The following is a 14947-nucleotide window of genomic DNA, read 5'->3' as shown; positions in this document are numbered from 1 at the left end:
TCCTTTTGATAGCTTAATTTAAACAAAAAACACCAACTTTGCAATATGCCCTATGGAACCCTTTATTTAATTCCCGTACCATTGGCCGATGACGCGGCCGCTAAATCATTTACGCCATACCTGGTTGATACCATAAACAGTATCAAAGAATACATTGTGGAGAACGAAAAAACCGCCCGCCGCTTTTTAAAAGAAGCCGGACTGAAAACCCCGCAAAGCGAACTCGTTATTCACGATTATGGCAAACATAACCGCGATATGGGCAACGCCGACTTTTTTAAAGGCCTGCAAGCCGGTAATGATGTCGGCCTGATGAGCGAAGCCGGCTGTCCTGGCGTAGCCGATCCGGGAGCTGAGATTGTGGATAAAGCCCATCGCATGGGTATTAAGGTTGTGCCTTTAGTTGGCCCAAGCTCCATTTTACTGGCGCTGATGGCTTCGGGCTTTAGCGGTCAAAGTTTCGCCTTTCATGGTTACCTGCCTATTGATAAAGTGCTTCGCGCCAAAAAAATCAAAGAACTGGAAAGTACGGCAATAAAGCTCGATCAAACCCAGATGTTTATTGAAACACCTTTCCGCAATAACCCTATGCTTGAGGAGATTCTGAAAAGCGGTAACCCTAAAACCAAACTCTGTATAGCCTGCGATCTTACAGCCGCTACCGAGTTGGTACAAACCAAAACCATTGCCGATTGGCAAAAGAAGGTGCCCGATCTGCATAAACGCCCAACCATCTTTTTACTCTATCACGGCAATAAATGACCATAAGCCAGCAGCATACCCCGGTTGTAATTGTAGGCGCCGGCCCATCGGGTTTGATGATGGCCGCCCAGCTTTTGCGCTATGGTGTGCAGCCGGTAATTATCGATAGCAGGCAGGGCCCAACTTCGCATTCAAAAGCGTTGGCAGTCCAGGCACGGTCTATGGAGATTTACAGGCAAATGGGCATTATAGATAAGGTGCTCATCGATGGCAAACGTGGTGGCGGTGTTCAATTTAACCAGGAAGGGGAAGAGGTAGCCGGTCTTTCACTTTCAAACGTTGGCGAAGCTCAAACAGCTTTTCCTTTTATCCAGATGTATCCACAGAGCAAAAACGAGCGGTTATTGCTGGATTTTATCACACTCAATTGCTGCCCCGTTTACTGGAATACTTCGCTGCTATCCTTAAATCAAAATACCGAAAAAGTAACCCTGCAGCTGCAAAGTGGCGAGGATAAACAAACCATTACCTGCGATTGGCTGATTGGCGCCGACGGCGCGCACAGCACCGTACGTAAGCAGCTGAACATTCCTTTTAACGGCGATACCTATCAGCACCAGTTTTATTTGGCCGATATCAAAATAGATGCAGATTTTGGCGATAAAGTAAACCTGTTCCTGTCAAAAAAAGGGTTCGCGGGCTTTTTCCCAATGCCCGATGAACGGAGTTATCGCGTGGTAGGTAACCTTCCCGATGCGTTTGATAAGAAAGATGAATTGCAAATTGAAGAAGCACTACCGCACCTGCGGGAAGTAACTAAACAACAGATCATTGTTGAGCAAACCAACTGGTTCACCACTTATCGCCTGCACCACCGCATGGCCGATAAATTCAGGGAGCAACGCTGCTTTTTAATTGGCGATGCCGCACATATCCATTCGCCGGTTGGCGGGCAGGGTATGAACACGGGCTTGCAGGATGCCTATAACCTGGCCTGGAAACTGGCCGGCATTGTTAATAACCAGCTTAAAGCATCGGTTTTAGATAGCTACGCGCAGGAAAGAATGCCGGTAGCTAAAGATCTGCTCAATACCACCGACCGTATTTTTAAAATGATCCTGTCGCGCAACTGGTTTATTAATTTGCTGAAGAAGTATTTACTGCCCGTAGTTTTAAAATGGGTATGGAGTAAACCTCATTTGCGCGAGGCATTTTTTAAACGCGTGTCACAAACCGGCATCGCCTATCGCGATAGCAGCATAAACCTTAACCTAAGCCATGCCAGCCAGATCAAAGCAGGCGACAGGCTGCCTTATCTCAAGGTTTTCGACGAAAAACGCCAGCTGGAAACCGATCTGCATGAATGGTGCAGCAAACCCGGCTTTACGCTCATTTGCTTAGGCAAACTCAAAGAGATCGACCTGTTTACCTTAGCCAAATGGATCACTCAGAACTACGGGGCCAGCCTCAACTTTTTTTACCTGCCCCCATCAACCAAAAACCAACACATTTTTGATGCTTTCGACGTCAAGGAAAATCAAAAGAAAGCACTCATCATCCGGCCCGATATGCACATTGGCTTTTTAAATGATGTAGTGGATATTGATATGATGGATAATTACCTGCTGAATGTAGCGGGGGTAGTTCATGGTTTATAGATCATGGTTCATGGTAATGGTCACCTTTGTTCACTTTGCAATTCGGCTGTTGACTATCAAGCTAAAAGCCATCCGCCCTGCAATTCAGCCATGAACTATGAACTATCATCCATGAACCAAAAATCACCTCATCACCATCACCCAGCCGCTCATCACATTGCCATTTTTTAAATCTATTACGTAATAGTATGTGCCCGATGGGATATCCTGACCGCTGTATTTGCCGTCCCAGGCTTTGGGGTAGCCGGTACTTTTAAATACCAGTCCGCCGTAGCGGTTAAATACTTGTGTAGTTGAAGTTGGATAGGTGTCCAATGCTTCAATGTTCCAGGTGTCGTTAACACCATCGCCATTGGGTGTAAAGGTATTTGGGATCACCACTTTTTTGTAAACACGCACAAATACTTCGTCGGTAGCTTCATCGCCGCAGCCGGAGTTTGATACCACGTGCAGAGTATAGGTAATGTCTTCAAGCGGTGACGCTGTTGGCTTCAGTTCAAGGCTGCTGCTCAGGTTATCGGTCGGGGTCCAGTAATAGCTTACATTTGTTCCCTTGGCACTGCCGTTTAACGTAACTGACTGTCCATGGGTAATGTGCCTGTCGGGACCCGCATTAGCTACCGGCTTTTTAAGTACGTTAACCTGAACCTGAGCGGTTGAAGTACAGGTTCCGTTACTTACGGTAACCGTATAAAGCGTGGTATCTGTGGGGCTTGCTACCGGATTGGCAATACCTGCATCAGAAAGACCTGTAGTGGGCGACCATGAATAGGTTGAGCCACCGCTGGCATTTAAGGTTACCGAACTGCCTTCGCATATTGGCTCAACCGGCGCTACAGCTGCAACAGGCTGGGCATTCACAATCACCGATAACGGAACTGTAACCTCGCATCCCGATGACGATTTAATGGTAACCGAATAATTTCCGGCAGCCGCGGCCGTCACATTATCGATGGTTGGGTTTTGAAGTACCGATGTAAAACCATTTGGCCCCGTCCATTTATAGCTTACTCCGGTTGATGCATTTAGCGACAATGTTGTGCCCGCGCATACCGGCGTATTGGCTGTTGCTGTTGATGAAGGCGGCGCCCCGACAGTCAGCGTAAGCACATTTGATGCCGACCTGCAAAGTGCCGAATTGATGTTCCCTGCCTGTGCCGTTACGGCGCGATAATAATAAGTTCCGGCCACTGTTGGTGATACGATCTGGTAGGTCGAACTGGTGCTATTTGTCCCGGTAAGATCTGTCCAGGCGCCATTGCCGTTTTTAGACTGCCATAAAACCGTATACCCGCTGGGGATAGTAGTGCTAAGCGTATAAGTTTGAGGAACATCAGAACAGGCCGCTGCGGTTAAGGTTGAGCTTGAACTGCTGAAACTTGCCGCTATGACCGGCCCGTAGGGGCGAAAAACGATATCGTCAATAGCCAGGTCGTTAGCCGGAGCACCTCCCGCGCTGTTATTGATCATCTTGATCACCACATCGCCAACACCTGCAGGCAGGGTAAAATTAAATGACTCCTGTACCCATTTATAAGTGCCACTGGTACGGGCAATGGTACCAGTATTATAACTTTGAATAGTTGTCCCATCGGTCTTTTCTATGGCGAACGTGATGTTTGGCGGACTGATATCATTGCTCCTCAACAGGTTCACCACCCAGGCCGAGAATTGGTAGGTGGTATTAGAGCATAACCCGGTAATCGTCCGTTTATAAAAATAATCGGTTAAGGATCTACTGGCATTTACTACCATCATGTACCCTCCTGTATTACCTGTATGATCTGTTGCCGACCACCAAACATTGCCCGCACCAGCAGTAGTATTTTCAATGGTATAATAACCATCACTCGGAAAATCGGCACTACTGTAAGGATAGCTCGTCGACCCAGAGTCGGCAGGCAACGCGCCAGAGTGTGTTGAGGTTCCGGAACCAAAAGTGATACTCACAACCGGATCGCCGAGGCTTTGCGCATTTGTTTTACGAACTAATAAGATGAGAAAAAAGCTGATTAGGGGGAGTAACTTTTTTGCTTCCAACGGAATACTGTTTTTAAAAAAGCGCCTGCATGTACTACTAACACACAGACGCTACTATCGCAACTATTATGAAAAGGGGTACTAATAAACCATTTATGGGGTTATAATTGGTTTATGACATAAATATGCGGGCATGGCAGCTATTCATCAATATTGTATCGATGAATCACAGTTTTGTATAGGCGAACTTAACGGGACTGATAATTTACCGGCAAATAAGGTAAACGCTCTGAAATACTTTCACTTCTGCTTTGCCCAGTTGCGCGCGAAATCGTTATAACTTTCGCTTATCGGCAACTCAACATCGGTTAGCTGAACTTTGCGGTTTTGGATGGAACGGATCTTGTTTACAGGTACGATATAGCTGCGGTGGATGCGCTGAAATTTGCTTGCGGGGAGTTTTTCCAATACCTTTTTCATAGGCATCAGTGTAAGGATGGTTTTCTCGTTGGTGATGTGGATCTTGATATAATCCTCCATGCTTTCTATATATTCAATAGTACCCAGATCTATCTTAACCATACGGTATTCGGAGTACACATACAGGCTTTCCTCCGCCGCTTCTTCGGCGGGCTTGCTTCTGTATTTGTAGTAATCGACAGCCTTTTCAACAGCTTTGGTGAAGCGCTTAATATCAATGGGCTTTAAAACATAATCAAGGGCTTCCAGTTCAAAGCCTTCATACGCGAAATTTTTATGGGCTGTGGTAAATATCACCATAGGCTTCACATCCAGCGAACGTACCAGGTCGATCCCGGTAATGTCGGGCATGTTGATATCAACAAAAAGCAGGTCTACCGGATTGTGCTTTAAAAATTCCGCGCCGGATATGGCGTCTTCAAAAGTATTAACCATTTGCAACGCCGGAAAACGGGACACATAATCGTTTATGAGCCTTAAGGCCAGCGGTTCGTCATCAATGGCTATACATTTAAGCACCATATCATTTAAGCTTGTAAAGTAAGTTGAACAATATACTCATTATTCAGACTGCTTATGCTTAATAAATGTTTGTTGGGGTATAAATGATCCAGACGCTTTTTTGTATTGTTGATGCCAATTCCCGTACGCTGATAATCGCTTTTTTGTACACCGAAGATGCGGTTTTTGCAGTAAAACGAGATTTTTACCCCCTGGATATCTACGCTGATATCAATATCAGATGGTTCATGTTTACTCACCCCGTATTTAAAAACATTTTCAACAAAGGTCATCATTACCAATGGGGCTATCTGTTTATGGTCGATATCGCCTTTAACTTCAAAATTAACTTTGGTGTTTTTGCCGATACGAAGACGCTGCAGCTCGATATAGTCGCTGATACAATCTATTTCGCTTTGCAGCGGAACAAAATCTTCGGCAACATCATCGGTAACATAACGCATAATGTTTGATAGCTTCATGATGCTATCTGCCGCGTTATCATCTTTAATAGCCGCAAGGGTATAGATATTATTCAAGGTGTTGAACAAAAAATGCGGATTGATCTGCGCTTTCAGAAACGACAGTTCGGCATTGGTTTTATCGGCCTCGGCCCGGGCCGCGCGTTGCTCCGTTAGTTGCCATTGCTGCACTGTTTTTATTGCCATGCTCAGCGCCATGATCATCAGGAAGATGAACAGGCTGGTGCTATCGAGCGGCCGCATGCGGTGCCGGCGCCACTGAGACTGCGCTTTAAAATAAGCTGAGTCAGAGCGGAAGGGCGGGCGGTCAAACGCGGCGGCGGTATCGTCCGGAGGAACACCAAAAGAGCCATTACCAAAACGCTCGCCACCAAACGGAGGGCGATGCCGCATCATCATGCCGTTCATCATTCGCCAGCCATCGGTACTGCGCATTAACTTGTCAAAAGGGCGAAGCAGGTAAACTCCGGCTAATAATACCACAACTATGACGCTGTAAATAGCATATTTCTTTTTCAGAAAAAACCTTGGAATGAAAACGTATGCGTTTGAATAAAAAAGCACCATATAGGTAACGCAAAACACCCAGTAGGCCGGCTTCTGTAAAAAAGTGGTAATGGAAGTATTGTAAAAAGCCCGGCTATTTAAAAACACCAGCGGAAAGGCCATGAATAGCAGCCATCCCGCAATATGTATCACAACCGAAAATGCTTTAAAACGCGACATTATGTAAAATAACGCATTATGTTACAGCAATAAAAGCAAGTGTCGGTATTTTACAGAATTGTGTGGATGAGTTTGGGGCTAACTAATAACAAGATAGGCACAAAACGTCATTGCGAGGAACGAAGCAATCCCCGATTTGCAGGTCATCCCTGTATGGTTAGGGATTGCTTCGTTCCTCGCAATGACGCATTTTTATTGAAACTTACCCATGAATGGTCTCGCCCTTGCCGTAATTCTGGATCACATGGGCTTCATACTCCAGGAATTGCTTCCAGCGGGCATCAACATCTATTTCTTCGGCGTATTTTTTGGCTAGGCGAATGAACATGGAGTAGTGGGTTGCTTCGCTTATCATCAGCTCGTGATAAAAGGCAGCTAATTGTTCATCATTAATATTCTCGGAGAGCACCTTAAAACGCTCACAGCTGCGGGCCTCAATCATGGCCGAAAACAACAGCCTGTCAATCAACTGAGCTTCGCGGCCACCACCCACAATAATAAATTTTCTGAGCTCGTTTACGTAGTTATCCTTACGCTCACGGCCAAGGATATAGCCACGCTCAAGTATAATATCATGCACGCGTTTAAAATGATCCATTTCTTCCTGCACCAGCAGCGCCATCTCCTGTACCAGCTCGCTCAGGTTAGGATTTTGGACAATAAGGGTAATAGCATTACTTGCCGCCTTTTGTTCGCAAAAAGCATGATCGGTCAAAATCTCTTCGATATTGCTCTCCACCACGTTCTTAACCCAAAGCGGATCGGTAGGCAGCTGCAGTTTTAAAATGGTTTTCTCGCTCACGGTACAAAGATAGTTGTTGGAGGCGAAAGGTTAAAGGCGAAAGGCAAAAGGTTGTCACTACGAAGGGTAAAAAAATAAAGGCCATCCTTTACGGATAGCCTTATTTCACTTTTTTATTGCTCTATTTTTTTGAGCTTGATATCAAAGATAACGATAGAGTTAGGCGGGATCTGGCTGGTGCCATATACGCCATACGCTAAGCGGGAAGGAGCAATAAGCAGGATCTCGCCTCCGGCAGCAATCATCGGGATACCGATTTGCCAGCCTGTGAGCAGCACATTGAGTTTATTGCTGTAATCTGTTTGCCCATTTATACTTACGCCACTAAGCAATTGCGCCGAGTAGTCGATAGTAACCGTTGCATTTGGCCCGGCATGAGTACCTGTTCCCGGTGTAATAATCTGATAATAAAGCCCTGAAGTATCCTTCGTCGCGCTGATTTCGGGATGTGCTGCAAGGTAAATTTTGATATTGCCGTCCTCGTTCAAAACGTTTTGCTGCGGATCGGCCGATTTATCTTTAAAACATGCAGACAGCACCAATAGCGGCGCCAATAACAACAGCAACAGGTTTTTTCTCATTTCAGGCTTTGGTAATTGAATTAGCTAAAACTAAGCAGATCAATTGTAAATATCAAAACCGAATTTGCAGGGATACCATCTTTAGCAGTGTTGCCATAGCCCTCCCTTGAAGGGATCACTAAAATTATGCGGCCGCCTGCTTTTAAGTAAGGCAGACCAGATTGCCAGCCAGCGATAAGGCCGCTGAGGCTTTGGTTGATAGTACCTGAATCAAATGTGGTTCCGGCCAATAGTTTCCCGGTATAGGTTACCTTAACTGTTGATGACGCGGTTGGCTTTGCGCCGGTGCCCTGTGTTACAATTTTATAATAAACACCAGAACCATCGGCGGTAGCATGAAAAGCAGTATCGGTACCGATGTAAGCTTTAATAGCGGCATCATCTGCAGCTGCCTGTTTTGAAGCGTCGAATTTGTCTTTTGAGCATGAAGCGAGGATCACCAGAGGGGCGAATACGAATAATAGAAATTTCTTCATTGAGTTAATAGTTCTGTTTTAGTTAATTTGACGGGTAAAAGCTACAGAACGCTACAACATTCAACTTATTTTGGCCGATTTACTTAAATTCTGTTAAATCTACAGTAAACACCAATACCGAGTTTTCAGGAATCCGGCCTACGCCATTAGCACCATAAGCAAGCCCCGAGGGTACAATGAGTAATATGGTACCGCCCTCTTTCACCAGCGGAATGCCTATTTGCCAGCCTTTAATTAAATGATCCAATGGACTTGAAAAGCCACTTGCCTTATCAACCACCATATCATTTAGTAAAGCCGCGGTATAATTTACCGTAACCATCGAGCTTTCGGTCGGGTGCTGGCCTTTACCTTCAGATAAAACCTGGAAGTAAATGCCCGACGAGTGTTTCTGCACTTTAAGCTGCGGATTAGCTTTCAGGTAAACGCGGATCAGCGAATCATCTGTTTTAGCCTGTTTTTCCTGATTCAGTTTAACGGAGTTATCGCATGACATCATCAGCGTAATGATAACCGCGCTTAGCAATAAAAGGTATTTTTTCATGATGGGTATCCAAATAAAAGCCCCCTTTGCAATAAAGGGGGCTTAGTTTATGTTTTGGGTTGATTAAACCGTTGTTTTAATTTTCAGCTCGGTCATTTGCGCTTCGGCAATAGTTGATGGCGAATCGATCATCACATCGCGGCCCGAATTGTTTTTAGGGAAGGCGATCACATCACGGATAGAATCCAGGCCGGCAAATATTGATGCCAGGCGGTCGAAACCAAACGCGATACCACCATGTGGAGGTGCGCCGTACTCAAAGGCATCCATCAGGAAGCCGAATTGTTTTTGTGCTTCCTCTGGCGAGAAACCAAGATGCTTGAACATCAGTGATTGCAAACCACGGTCATGGATACGGATAGAACCACCGCCAATTTCGGTACCATTGATCACCAGGTCGTATGCATTGGCGCGTACTGCTCCGGGTTCGGTATCCAGAAGATTAATATCCTCCGGCTTTGGCGACGTGAACGGGTGGTGCATGGCATGGTAACGGCCGCTCTCTTCATCCCATTCCAATAACGGGAAGTCAACTACCCATAGCGGAGCGAATGTGTTTTTATCTCGTAGGCCTAAACGGCTACCCATTTCCAGGCGAAGCTCGTTCAATTGCTTACGTACTTTATCAGCACCACCGGCCAAAATCAGCATTAAGTCGCCTTTTTCAGCACCGAATGCGGCTGCCCAGTTGGTTAGCTCATCTTCATTATAGAATTTATCTACTGACGATTTCAGGGTACCATCTTCATTGTAACGGCAATAGATCATGCCTGTTACGCCAATTTGAGGGCGTTTTAACCATTCGGTTAGTTCATCAACCTGTTTGCGGGTATAGCTTGCACAACCTTTTGCGTTGATACCAACAACCAGTTCAGCATTATCAAAAATGCTGAAGCCTTTGCCTTTTACAATATCGCTCAGCTCAACAAACTCCATCCCAAAACGCACGTCAGGTTTATCTGATCCGTACAGGCGCATCGCATCCGAATACAGCATACGCGGAACCTCGCCCAGGTCAATACCTTTTACAGTTTTGAACAGGTGACGGGTAAGGCCTTCAAAAATATTCAGGATATCTTCCTGGCTTACAAATGAAAGCTCACAGTCAATCTGGGTAAATTCAGGCTGACGGTCGGCACGTAAGTCCTCATCCCTGAAACATTTTACAATCTGAAAATAACGGTCGAAACCGCTTACCATTAGTAACTGTTTAAAAGTTTGAGGCGATTGCGGCAAAGCGTAAAACTCGCCCGCGTTCATGCGGCTTGGCACCACAAAGTCGCGCGCACCTTCCGGGGTCGACTTGATCAATACTGGGGTTTCAACCTCAATAAAATCAAGCTTATCTAAATATTTACGCACTTCCTGGGCCATTTTGTGGCGAAGTACCAGGTTGTTGCGGATAGGGTTACGACGCAGGTCGAGGTAACGATATTTAGCACGTAATTCCTCGCCGCCATCTGTTTCGTCTTCAATCAGGAAAGGAGGCAATTTGGCCGCGTTAAGCACTTCAATATCCGTAACAACAATTTCAATTTCGCCGGTTGGGATCTTGGTATTTTTACTGGCACGCTCAATTACATTACCGGTAACTTTGATCACAAACTCGCGACCAAGTTCACGGCTTTTTTCGCGCAGCGTAGCATCTGTATCTGTGTTAAATATCAATTGGGTTAAACCATAACGGTCGCGCACGTCGATAAAAGTAGTACCGCCCAAATCGCGCGATTTTTGTACCCAACCGCATAAAGTAACGGTTTGGCCTAAATGGCTGATATTTAATTCGCCGCAGGTATGAGTTCTAAGCATAGCAATGTTTTATAAAAGTTTGCTAAAGTAGGATTTTGATTTCGGATTTCGGATTTTGGATTTCGAATTTAGTAACCTGTTAATTTAAAAGTCAATAAAGCCTTATAAAACATATTTAGGCATAAAGAGATTAATAAGATTTGAAATTTTAGGAAATACTCAAATCGTAAGTTCTGAAATCATTTGAAAGCTACAGGCTAATTTACAAATTGAACTTTTTAGGGTCTCTTCGGCTATCTCTAACCGTTAAAATTTCGATATTTTCTGGAGTAATTCGATAGTAGACAATGTAATCACGAATGATTTTTATCCGGACATGCGGAAAGTCAGTAGGCCTTCCTATTTCGGGTGATGTTGCGATAATCGCGAAACTTGCTTTAAATAAATGGTCGAGCTTTAAGCTATATATGTTTGATTTATTTCTTTCTATCCAATATTCTAAAATTTCTACCCATTCCTGAATAGCTCTTGTTGACCATTTTATCTCCCTAAGCATTTATCAATCAAATTATTTGCTGCTTCATTTGTTAAAAAATTGCCGTTTTCAACTTGATCAATTCCTTCTTTAACTGCTTTAATTTCATCCGCACTCAATATGTAGATATCATTAGCTTCAGTATCAAGATTAATAACCCTTGAAATTTGATTTAATAACTCAACATCATCTGTATGATTGATTTTATCTATAAGCTTTTCCTTTAACTCAACTGCTGTCATTTTAATCCTCGCTTTTACCAAAAATACGCATATAGTTTCAATATTTTGAAACATTAAGTCCCAATTCCCGAAATCAAAACATATCTTTGCCCCAATACAATTCTCAAGGGGTGCCTTGCTTTGGTTGCAAAACAAACTACAGATTGTTTTACCAAACTGAAAGACGGGCTGAGATCATACCCAGGGAGTAAGTCATAAGTACTAAGTTCTAAGTTTTAAGTCAATCACGACTTCCGGCTAACAACTTCCGACTCACGACTTCCCCCCACACCTGATCCGGATAATGCCGGCGTAGGGATAAAGGTAAATAAGTTAAGTGTACTGCTGCTTCTCCCTGGCGTGCAGATGGTTTAACTCAAATTTTTGTTTTACACATTTTGAAAAATTTATTTGTGGCCATAATGGCCCTGCTGTCGCCTGTTTTGGCATCGGCCCAGCTTTCCATTTCGGGGAAAGTGACCAATCAATCAGGCGAAGCACTGCCCGGCGCTACTGTTACTATTTTAAATCCGCAGCAAAATAGCATTACAGATGCTGCCGGTAAGTATCGTTTCAATAATTTAAAAAACGGAAACTATACGCTAAAAGTCAGCTATATAGGATATAAACCCGTAACCATAACTGAAGCCGTCAATGCAAATAAAATTCTTGATTTTACATTAGGCTCAGGAACATTAACTACCGACGAAGTAACGGTAATTGCCACCCGTGCGGGCAAAAACTCACCAACGGCATTCACCAACCTCAGTAAAAAAGACCTGGAAAAGAACAATTTCGGCCAGGATTTGCCTTACCTGTTAAACCAAACGCCATCGGTTGTAGTTAGCTCAGATGCGGGTACAGGTATTGGCTATACAGGCATCCGGATCAGGGGTTCAGACGCGTCACGCATCAACGTAACCGTTAACGGCATTCCATTGAATGATGCTGAAAGCCAGGGCGCATTCTTTGTCGACCTGCCCGATTTTGCTTCTTCTATCAATAACCTGCAAATTCAGCGTGGCGTGGGTACTTCAACCAATGGCGCGGGTGCTTTTGGCGGTAGCATCAACGTACAAACAGCAACCCGCCGTGACACCGCCTATGCCCAGCTTGATAATTCAGCAGGTTCATACGGTTCGGTAAAAAACACAGTGAGTATGGGTACAGGTTTACTTGGCGGCAGGTTTAGTATTGATGGCCGCTTGTCGCGAATCCGTTCCGACGGCTATATCGCCCGTGCATCAGCCCAGTTAAAATCATTTTTTGTGAGTGGTGCCTATTATGGCGATAACAGTACTTTAAGGTTAAACGTATTCTCGGGCCATGAGCGCACCTACCAGGCCTGGAACGGCGTAGCCGATTATGTGATAGGCGATGATACCCGTTCGGATAACCGCACCTATAACGAATTGGGCTATATGGGCAACAACGCGTTTTATAAAGACGAAGTTGACGACTATCTGCAAAACCACTACCAGTTATTGTACGATAAAAAGTTTTCGGATAAACTATCATTCAGCGGGGCCTTACACTATACCCATGGCGAAGGCTACTATGAGGAATATAAAAAAGACGACGACGTAAGTAACTACGGCTTAACGCCTGTTATTTATGGCACCGATACCATTAAAACCACTAACCTTGTACGCCGCCAGTGGCTCAATAACGATTTTTATGGTGTTACCTATGCCTTAAAATATCAGCCTACCACAAAACTAAACTTCAACCTTGGCGGTGCTTATAACGAATACAAAGGTGCGCACTATGGCAATATTATTTCTGCCGAGGAAAGCATAGGTGTTGGCCCTAACTATCAATATTACCGTGATGATGCCAAAAAGAAAGACTTCAATATTTTTGGCAGGGCTGAATGGCATGTAGACAAGTTTTTGCTGTATGCCGATATGCAGTACCGCCATATTAATTATTCGTTTTTTGGTATCGACAAAAACCTTAACAACGCCCAGCAAACGGCGCAGTTAAACTTCTTTAACCCTAAAGCGGGCGTAACTTATCAGTTTAACGAACATAGCAATGTGTACGCATCCTTTGCGGTAGGTAACCACGAACCTAATCGTGACGACTATGTACAATCGCCTCCGCAAAACCGCCCGAAAGCTGAAAACCTGAAAGATTTTGAGGCCGGTTACCGTTTTAGCTCACCTGTTTTCAGCGGCGAGTTGAATGGTTTCTATATGTTATATAAAAATCAATTGGTATTAACCGGCTCGCTGAATGACGTAGGCAGCCCGGTGCGCACCAACGTAAAAGATAGCTACCGTGCCGGTTTAGAGTTTAGCGGAAAAGTGAAAATTACCAGCCAGTTAAACTGGGGCGTTACTGCTACTTTAAGCACCAACAAGATCAAAAACTATCAGCAGTTTTTCTCTAATTATGATAACGGGGCCCTTGTTGAAGAAACTTTTGCCAAAACAGACATTGCATATTCTCCATCGCTCACCGGGTCAAGCGTAATTAGCTACAGCCCTATCAAAGGCGGCGAGATCGCTTTTATCAGCAAATATGTAGGCAAGCAATACCTGGATAATACGATGAACCGCAATCCTGAAGGTTTTGGTATCGCACCGGATAATGCCGCTAACCCTTATGCTGCCAACCGCGTGTTGAATAGCTTTTTCGTAAACGACGTGAGGTTGAGGTACAGTTTCAGCGTACGCTCGGTTAAAAACATAACTGTCGGCCTGCAGGTTAATAATATCTTCAGCGAGAAGTATGAAAACAACGGTGCTACCTATCCGGATATTGAGGGCGGGCACGTAATTAACTATAACTATTACTTCCCTCAGGCGCCGCGAAACTTTATGGCTTCGTTAAGTTTAGGGTTTTAATTAAGCAACAATGAATCATTGGATAGACTTATTCATTGAACAAATAAAGGAAACTACCTGGCCGCAATGGCTTGCCGTGGCGCTGGGTGTTACCGAAGTGCTGCTTGCCCGCGTAAATAACATATGGCTGTACCCGGCAGGTATCCTGGGGACAGCCATATCCATATACCTGCTGATGGACGTTCACTTATATGCCGAATCGTTATTAAACGGATACTATATTGTGATGAGCGTTTACGGCTGGATCTACTGGATAAAAAAACGCAATGAGCCCCCGGTAAAAATCACTTACTCCACAAAAAACGAATGGATGATAAGTATAGCCATAAGCGTTATAGGCTGGGTGGTATTTTATTTCCTGATCAAAAACCTGCCTGCCAAATATTTCACACCTTCAAACGTACCGGTTTGGGATGCATTGGTATCTTCAACCGCATGGGCAGGCATGTGGCTATTGGCCCGCCGTAAAATGGAGAACTGGATTTTCCTGAACATTTCCAACTTTTTCGCTGTTCCGCTATTGTTTTATAAAAAACTACCCCTATTTGCCATGCTTACCATCTTCCTGTTTATTATAGCCATATGGGGATATTTTGAGTGGAAGAAACAGGTAGAGCAAGAGAGATTAGTGGTTGGAGATTAGAGGTTAGGCGGTCTA

The 14947-nt window shown here is 44.5% G+C and carries 14 protein-coding genes and 1 riboswitch; of the genes, 4 read left to right on the top strand and 10 right to left on the bottom strand.

Features of this window, described 5'->3' with window-relative positions; all coding sequences use genetic code 11:
• Window positions 1–45 precede the first annotated feature (45 nt).
• Both DEO27_RS26230 and DEO27_RS26225 read left to right on the top strand, forming a co-directional pair.
• Window positions 46–762, top strand: a complete 717-nt coding sequence (locus DEO27_RS26230; protein ID WP_112574643.1) for an SAM-dependent methyltransferase — start codon at window positions 46–48, stop codon at window positions 760–762.
• Window positions 759–2360, top strand: a complete 1602-nt coding sequence (locus DEO27_RS26225; protein ID WP_112574644.1) for an FAD-dependent monooxygenase — start codon at window positions 759–761, stop codon at window positions 2358–2360. The genes DEO27_RS26230 and DEO27_RS26225 overlap by 4 nt, the downstream gene beginning before the upstream one ends.
• A gap of 123 nt (window positions 2361–2483) precedes the next feature.
• Here the strand turns inward: DEO27_RS26225 and DEO27_RS26220 are convergent, their stop codons facing one another.
• The 10 genes from DEO27_RS26220 to DEO27_RS26175 form a co-directional block, all read right to left on the bottom strand.
• Entirely contained in the window at window positions 2484–4400 is a 1917-nt protein-coding gene (locus tag DEO27_RS26220; RefSeq protein WP_112574645.1) for a gliding motility-associated C-terminal domain-containing protein, read from the bottom strand.
• A gap of 240 nt (window positions 4401–4640) precedes the next feature.
• Window positions 4641–5342: a LytR/AlgR family response regulator transcription factor gene (locus DEO27_RS26215; protein WP_112574646.1), complete on the bottom strand. Its 702-nt coding sequence runs from the start codon at window positions 5340–5342 to the stop codon at window positions 4641–4643.
• Between the two features lie 5 nt (window positions 5343–5347).
• Window positions 5348–6529 (bottom strand): sensor histidine kinase, encoded by a 1182-nt coding sequence (locus DEO27_RS26210; protein ID WP_112574647.1) that lies wholly within the window; start codon window positions 6527–6529, stop codon window positions 5348–5350.
• A 202-nt stretch (window positions 6530–6731) separates the two neighbouring features.
• Complete coding sequence (locus tag DEO27_RS26205) at window positions 6732–7331, bottom strand: tRNA-(ms[2]io[6]A)-hydroxylase (protein ID WP_208645606.1); 600 nt, start codon at window positions 7329–7331, stop codon at window positions 6732–6734.
• A 113-nt stretch (window positions 7332–7444) separates the two neighbouring features.
• The gene (locus tag DEO27_RS26200; RefSeq protein ID WP_112574648.1) at window positions 7445–7912 is read right to left on the bottom strand and encodes an FKBP-type peptidyl-prolyl cis-trans isomerase; all 468 of its coding nucleotides are present in this window, start codon (window positions 7910–7912) and stop codon (window positions 7445–7447) included.
• A gap of 20 nt (window positions 7913–7932) precedes the next feature.
• Window positions 7933–8388 (bottom strand): FKBP-type peptidyl-prolyl cis-trans isomerase, encoded by a 456-nt coding sequence (locus DEO27_RS26195; protein ID WP_112574649.1) that lies wholly within the window; start codon window positions 8386–8388, stop codon window positions 7933–7935.
• A gap of 79 nt (window positions 8389–8467) precedes the next feature.
• Window positions 8468–8932: an FKBP-type peptidyl-prolyl cis-trans isomerase gene (locus tag DEO27_RS26190; RefSeq protein ID WP_112574650.1), complete on the bottom strand. Its 465-nt coding sequence runs from the start codon at window positions 8930–8932 to the stop codon at window positions 8468–8470.
• A gap of 63 nt (window positions 8933–8995) precedes the next feature.
• A complete protein-coding gene (gene aspS, locus DEO27_RS26185; protein WP_112574651.1) occupies window positions 8996–10741 on the bottom strand; it encodes an aspartate--tRNA ligase in 1746 nt (581 codons plus the stop codon).
• A 202-nt stretch (window positions 10742–10943) separates the two neighbouring features.
• Entirely contained in the window at window positions 10944–11237 is a 294-nt protein-coding gene (locus DEO27_RS26180; protein WP_112574652.1) for a type II toxin-antitoxin system RelE/ParE family toxin, read from the bottom strand.
• The gene (locus DEO27_RS26175) at window positions 11222–11458 is read right to left on the bottom strand and encodes a hypothetical protein (RefSeq protein ID WP_146750103.1); all 237 of its coding nucleotides are present in this window, start codon (window positions 11456–11458) and stop codon (window positions 11222–11224) included. Before DEO27_RS26175 ends, DEO27_RS26180 begins: the two co-directional genes overlap by 16 nt.
• Before the next feature lie 96 nt (window positions 11459–11554).
• A riboswitch (TPP riboswitch) is annotated at window positions 11555–11773 on the top strand.
• Between the two features lie 62 nt (window positions 11774–11835).
• Here DEO27_RS26175 and DEO27_RS26170 point away from each other — a divergent pair.
• A complete protein-coding gene (locus tag DEO27_RS26170) occupies window positions 11836–14289 on the top strand; it encodes a TonB-dependent receptor (protein WP_317132972.1) in 2454 nt (817 codons plus the stop codon).
• A gap of 10 nt (window positions 14290–14299) precedes the next feature.
• Window positions 14300–14932: a nicotinamide riboside transporter PnuC gene (pnuC, locus tag DEO27_RS26165; protein WP_112574655.1), complete on the top strand. Its 633-nt coding sequence runs from the start codon at window positions 14300–14302 to the stop codon at window positions 14930–14932.
• The last annotated feature ends 15 nt before the right edge of the window (window positions 14933–14947 follow it).

The sequence above is a fragment of the Mucilaginibacter rubeus genome (assembly GCF_003286415.2).
Taxonomy (GTDB): domain Bacteria; phylum Bacteroidota; class Bacteroidia; order Sphingobacteriales; family Sphingobacteriaceae; genus Mucilaginibacter; species Mucilaginibacter rubeus_A.
Note: the sequence above shows the minus strand (reverse complement) of the source record. Positions and strands in the feature narration are given on the sequence as shown.

Coding starts and splice junctions, on each gene's coding strand:
- DEO27_RS26210 (WP_112574647.1), bottom strand. CDS start 6,529: ATGTCGCGTTTTAAAGCATTTTCGGTTGTGATACATATTGCGGGATGG.
- aspS (WP_112574651.1), bottom strand. CDS start 10,741: ATGCTTAGAACTCATACCTGCGGCGAATTAAATATCAGCCATTTAGGC.
- DEO27_RS26230 (WP_112574643.1), top strand. CDS start 46: ATGCCCTATGGAACCCTTTATTTAATTCCCGTACCATTGGCCGATGAC.
- DEO27_RS26200 (WP_112574648.1), bottom strand. CDS start 7,912: ATGAGAAAAAACCTGTTGCTGTTGTTATTGGCGCCGCTATTGGTGCTG.
- DEO27_RS26215 (WP_112574646.1), bottom strand. CDS start 5,342: ATGGTGCTTAAATGTATAGCCATTGATGACGAACCGCTGGCCTTAAGG.
- DEO27_RS26180 (WP_112574652.1), bottom strand. CDS start 11,237: ATGCTTAGGGAGATAAAATGGTCAACAAGAGCTATTCAGGAATGGGTA.
- DEO27_RS26175 (WP_146750103.1), bottom strand. CDS start 11,458: ATGACAGCAGTTGAGTTAAAGGAAAAGCTTATAGATAAAATCAATCAT.
- pnuC (WP_112574655.1), top strand. CDS start 14,300: ATGAATCATTGGATAGACTTATTCATTGAACAAATAAAGGAAACTACC.
- DEO27_RS26190 (WP_112574650.1), bottom strand. CDS start 8,932: ATGAAAAAATACCTTTTATTGCTAAGCGCGGTTATCATTACGCTGATG.
- DEO27_RS26225 (WP_112574644.1), top strand. CDS start 759: ATGACCATAAGCCAGCAGCATACCCCGGTTGTAATTGTAGGCGCCGGC.
- DEO27_RS26195 (WP_112574649.1), bottom strand. CDS start 8,388: ATGAAGAAATTTCTATTATTCGTATTCGCCCCTCTGGTGATCCTCGCT.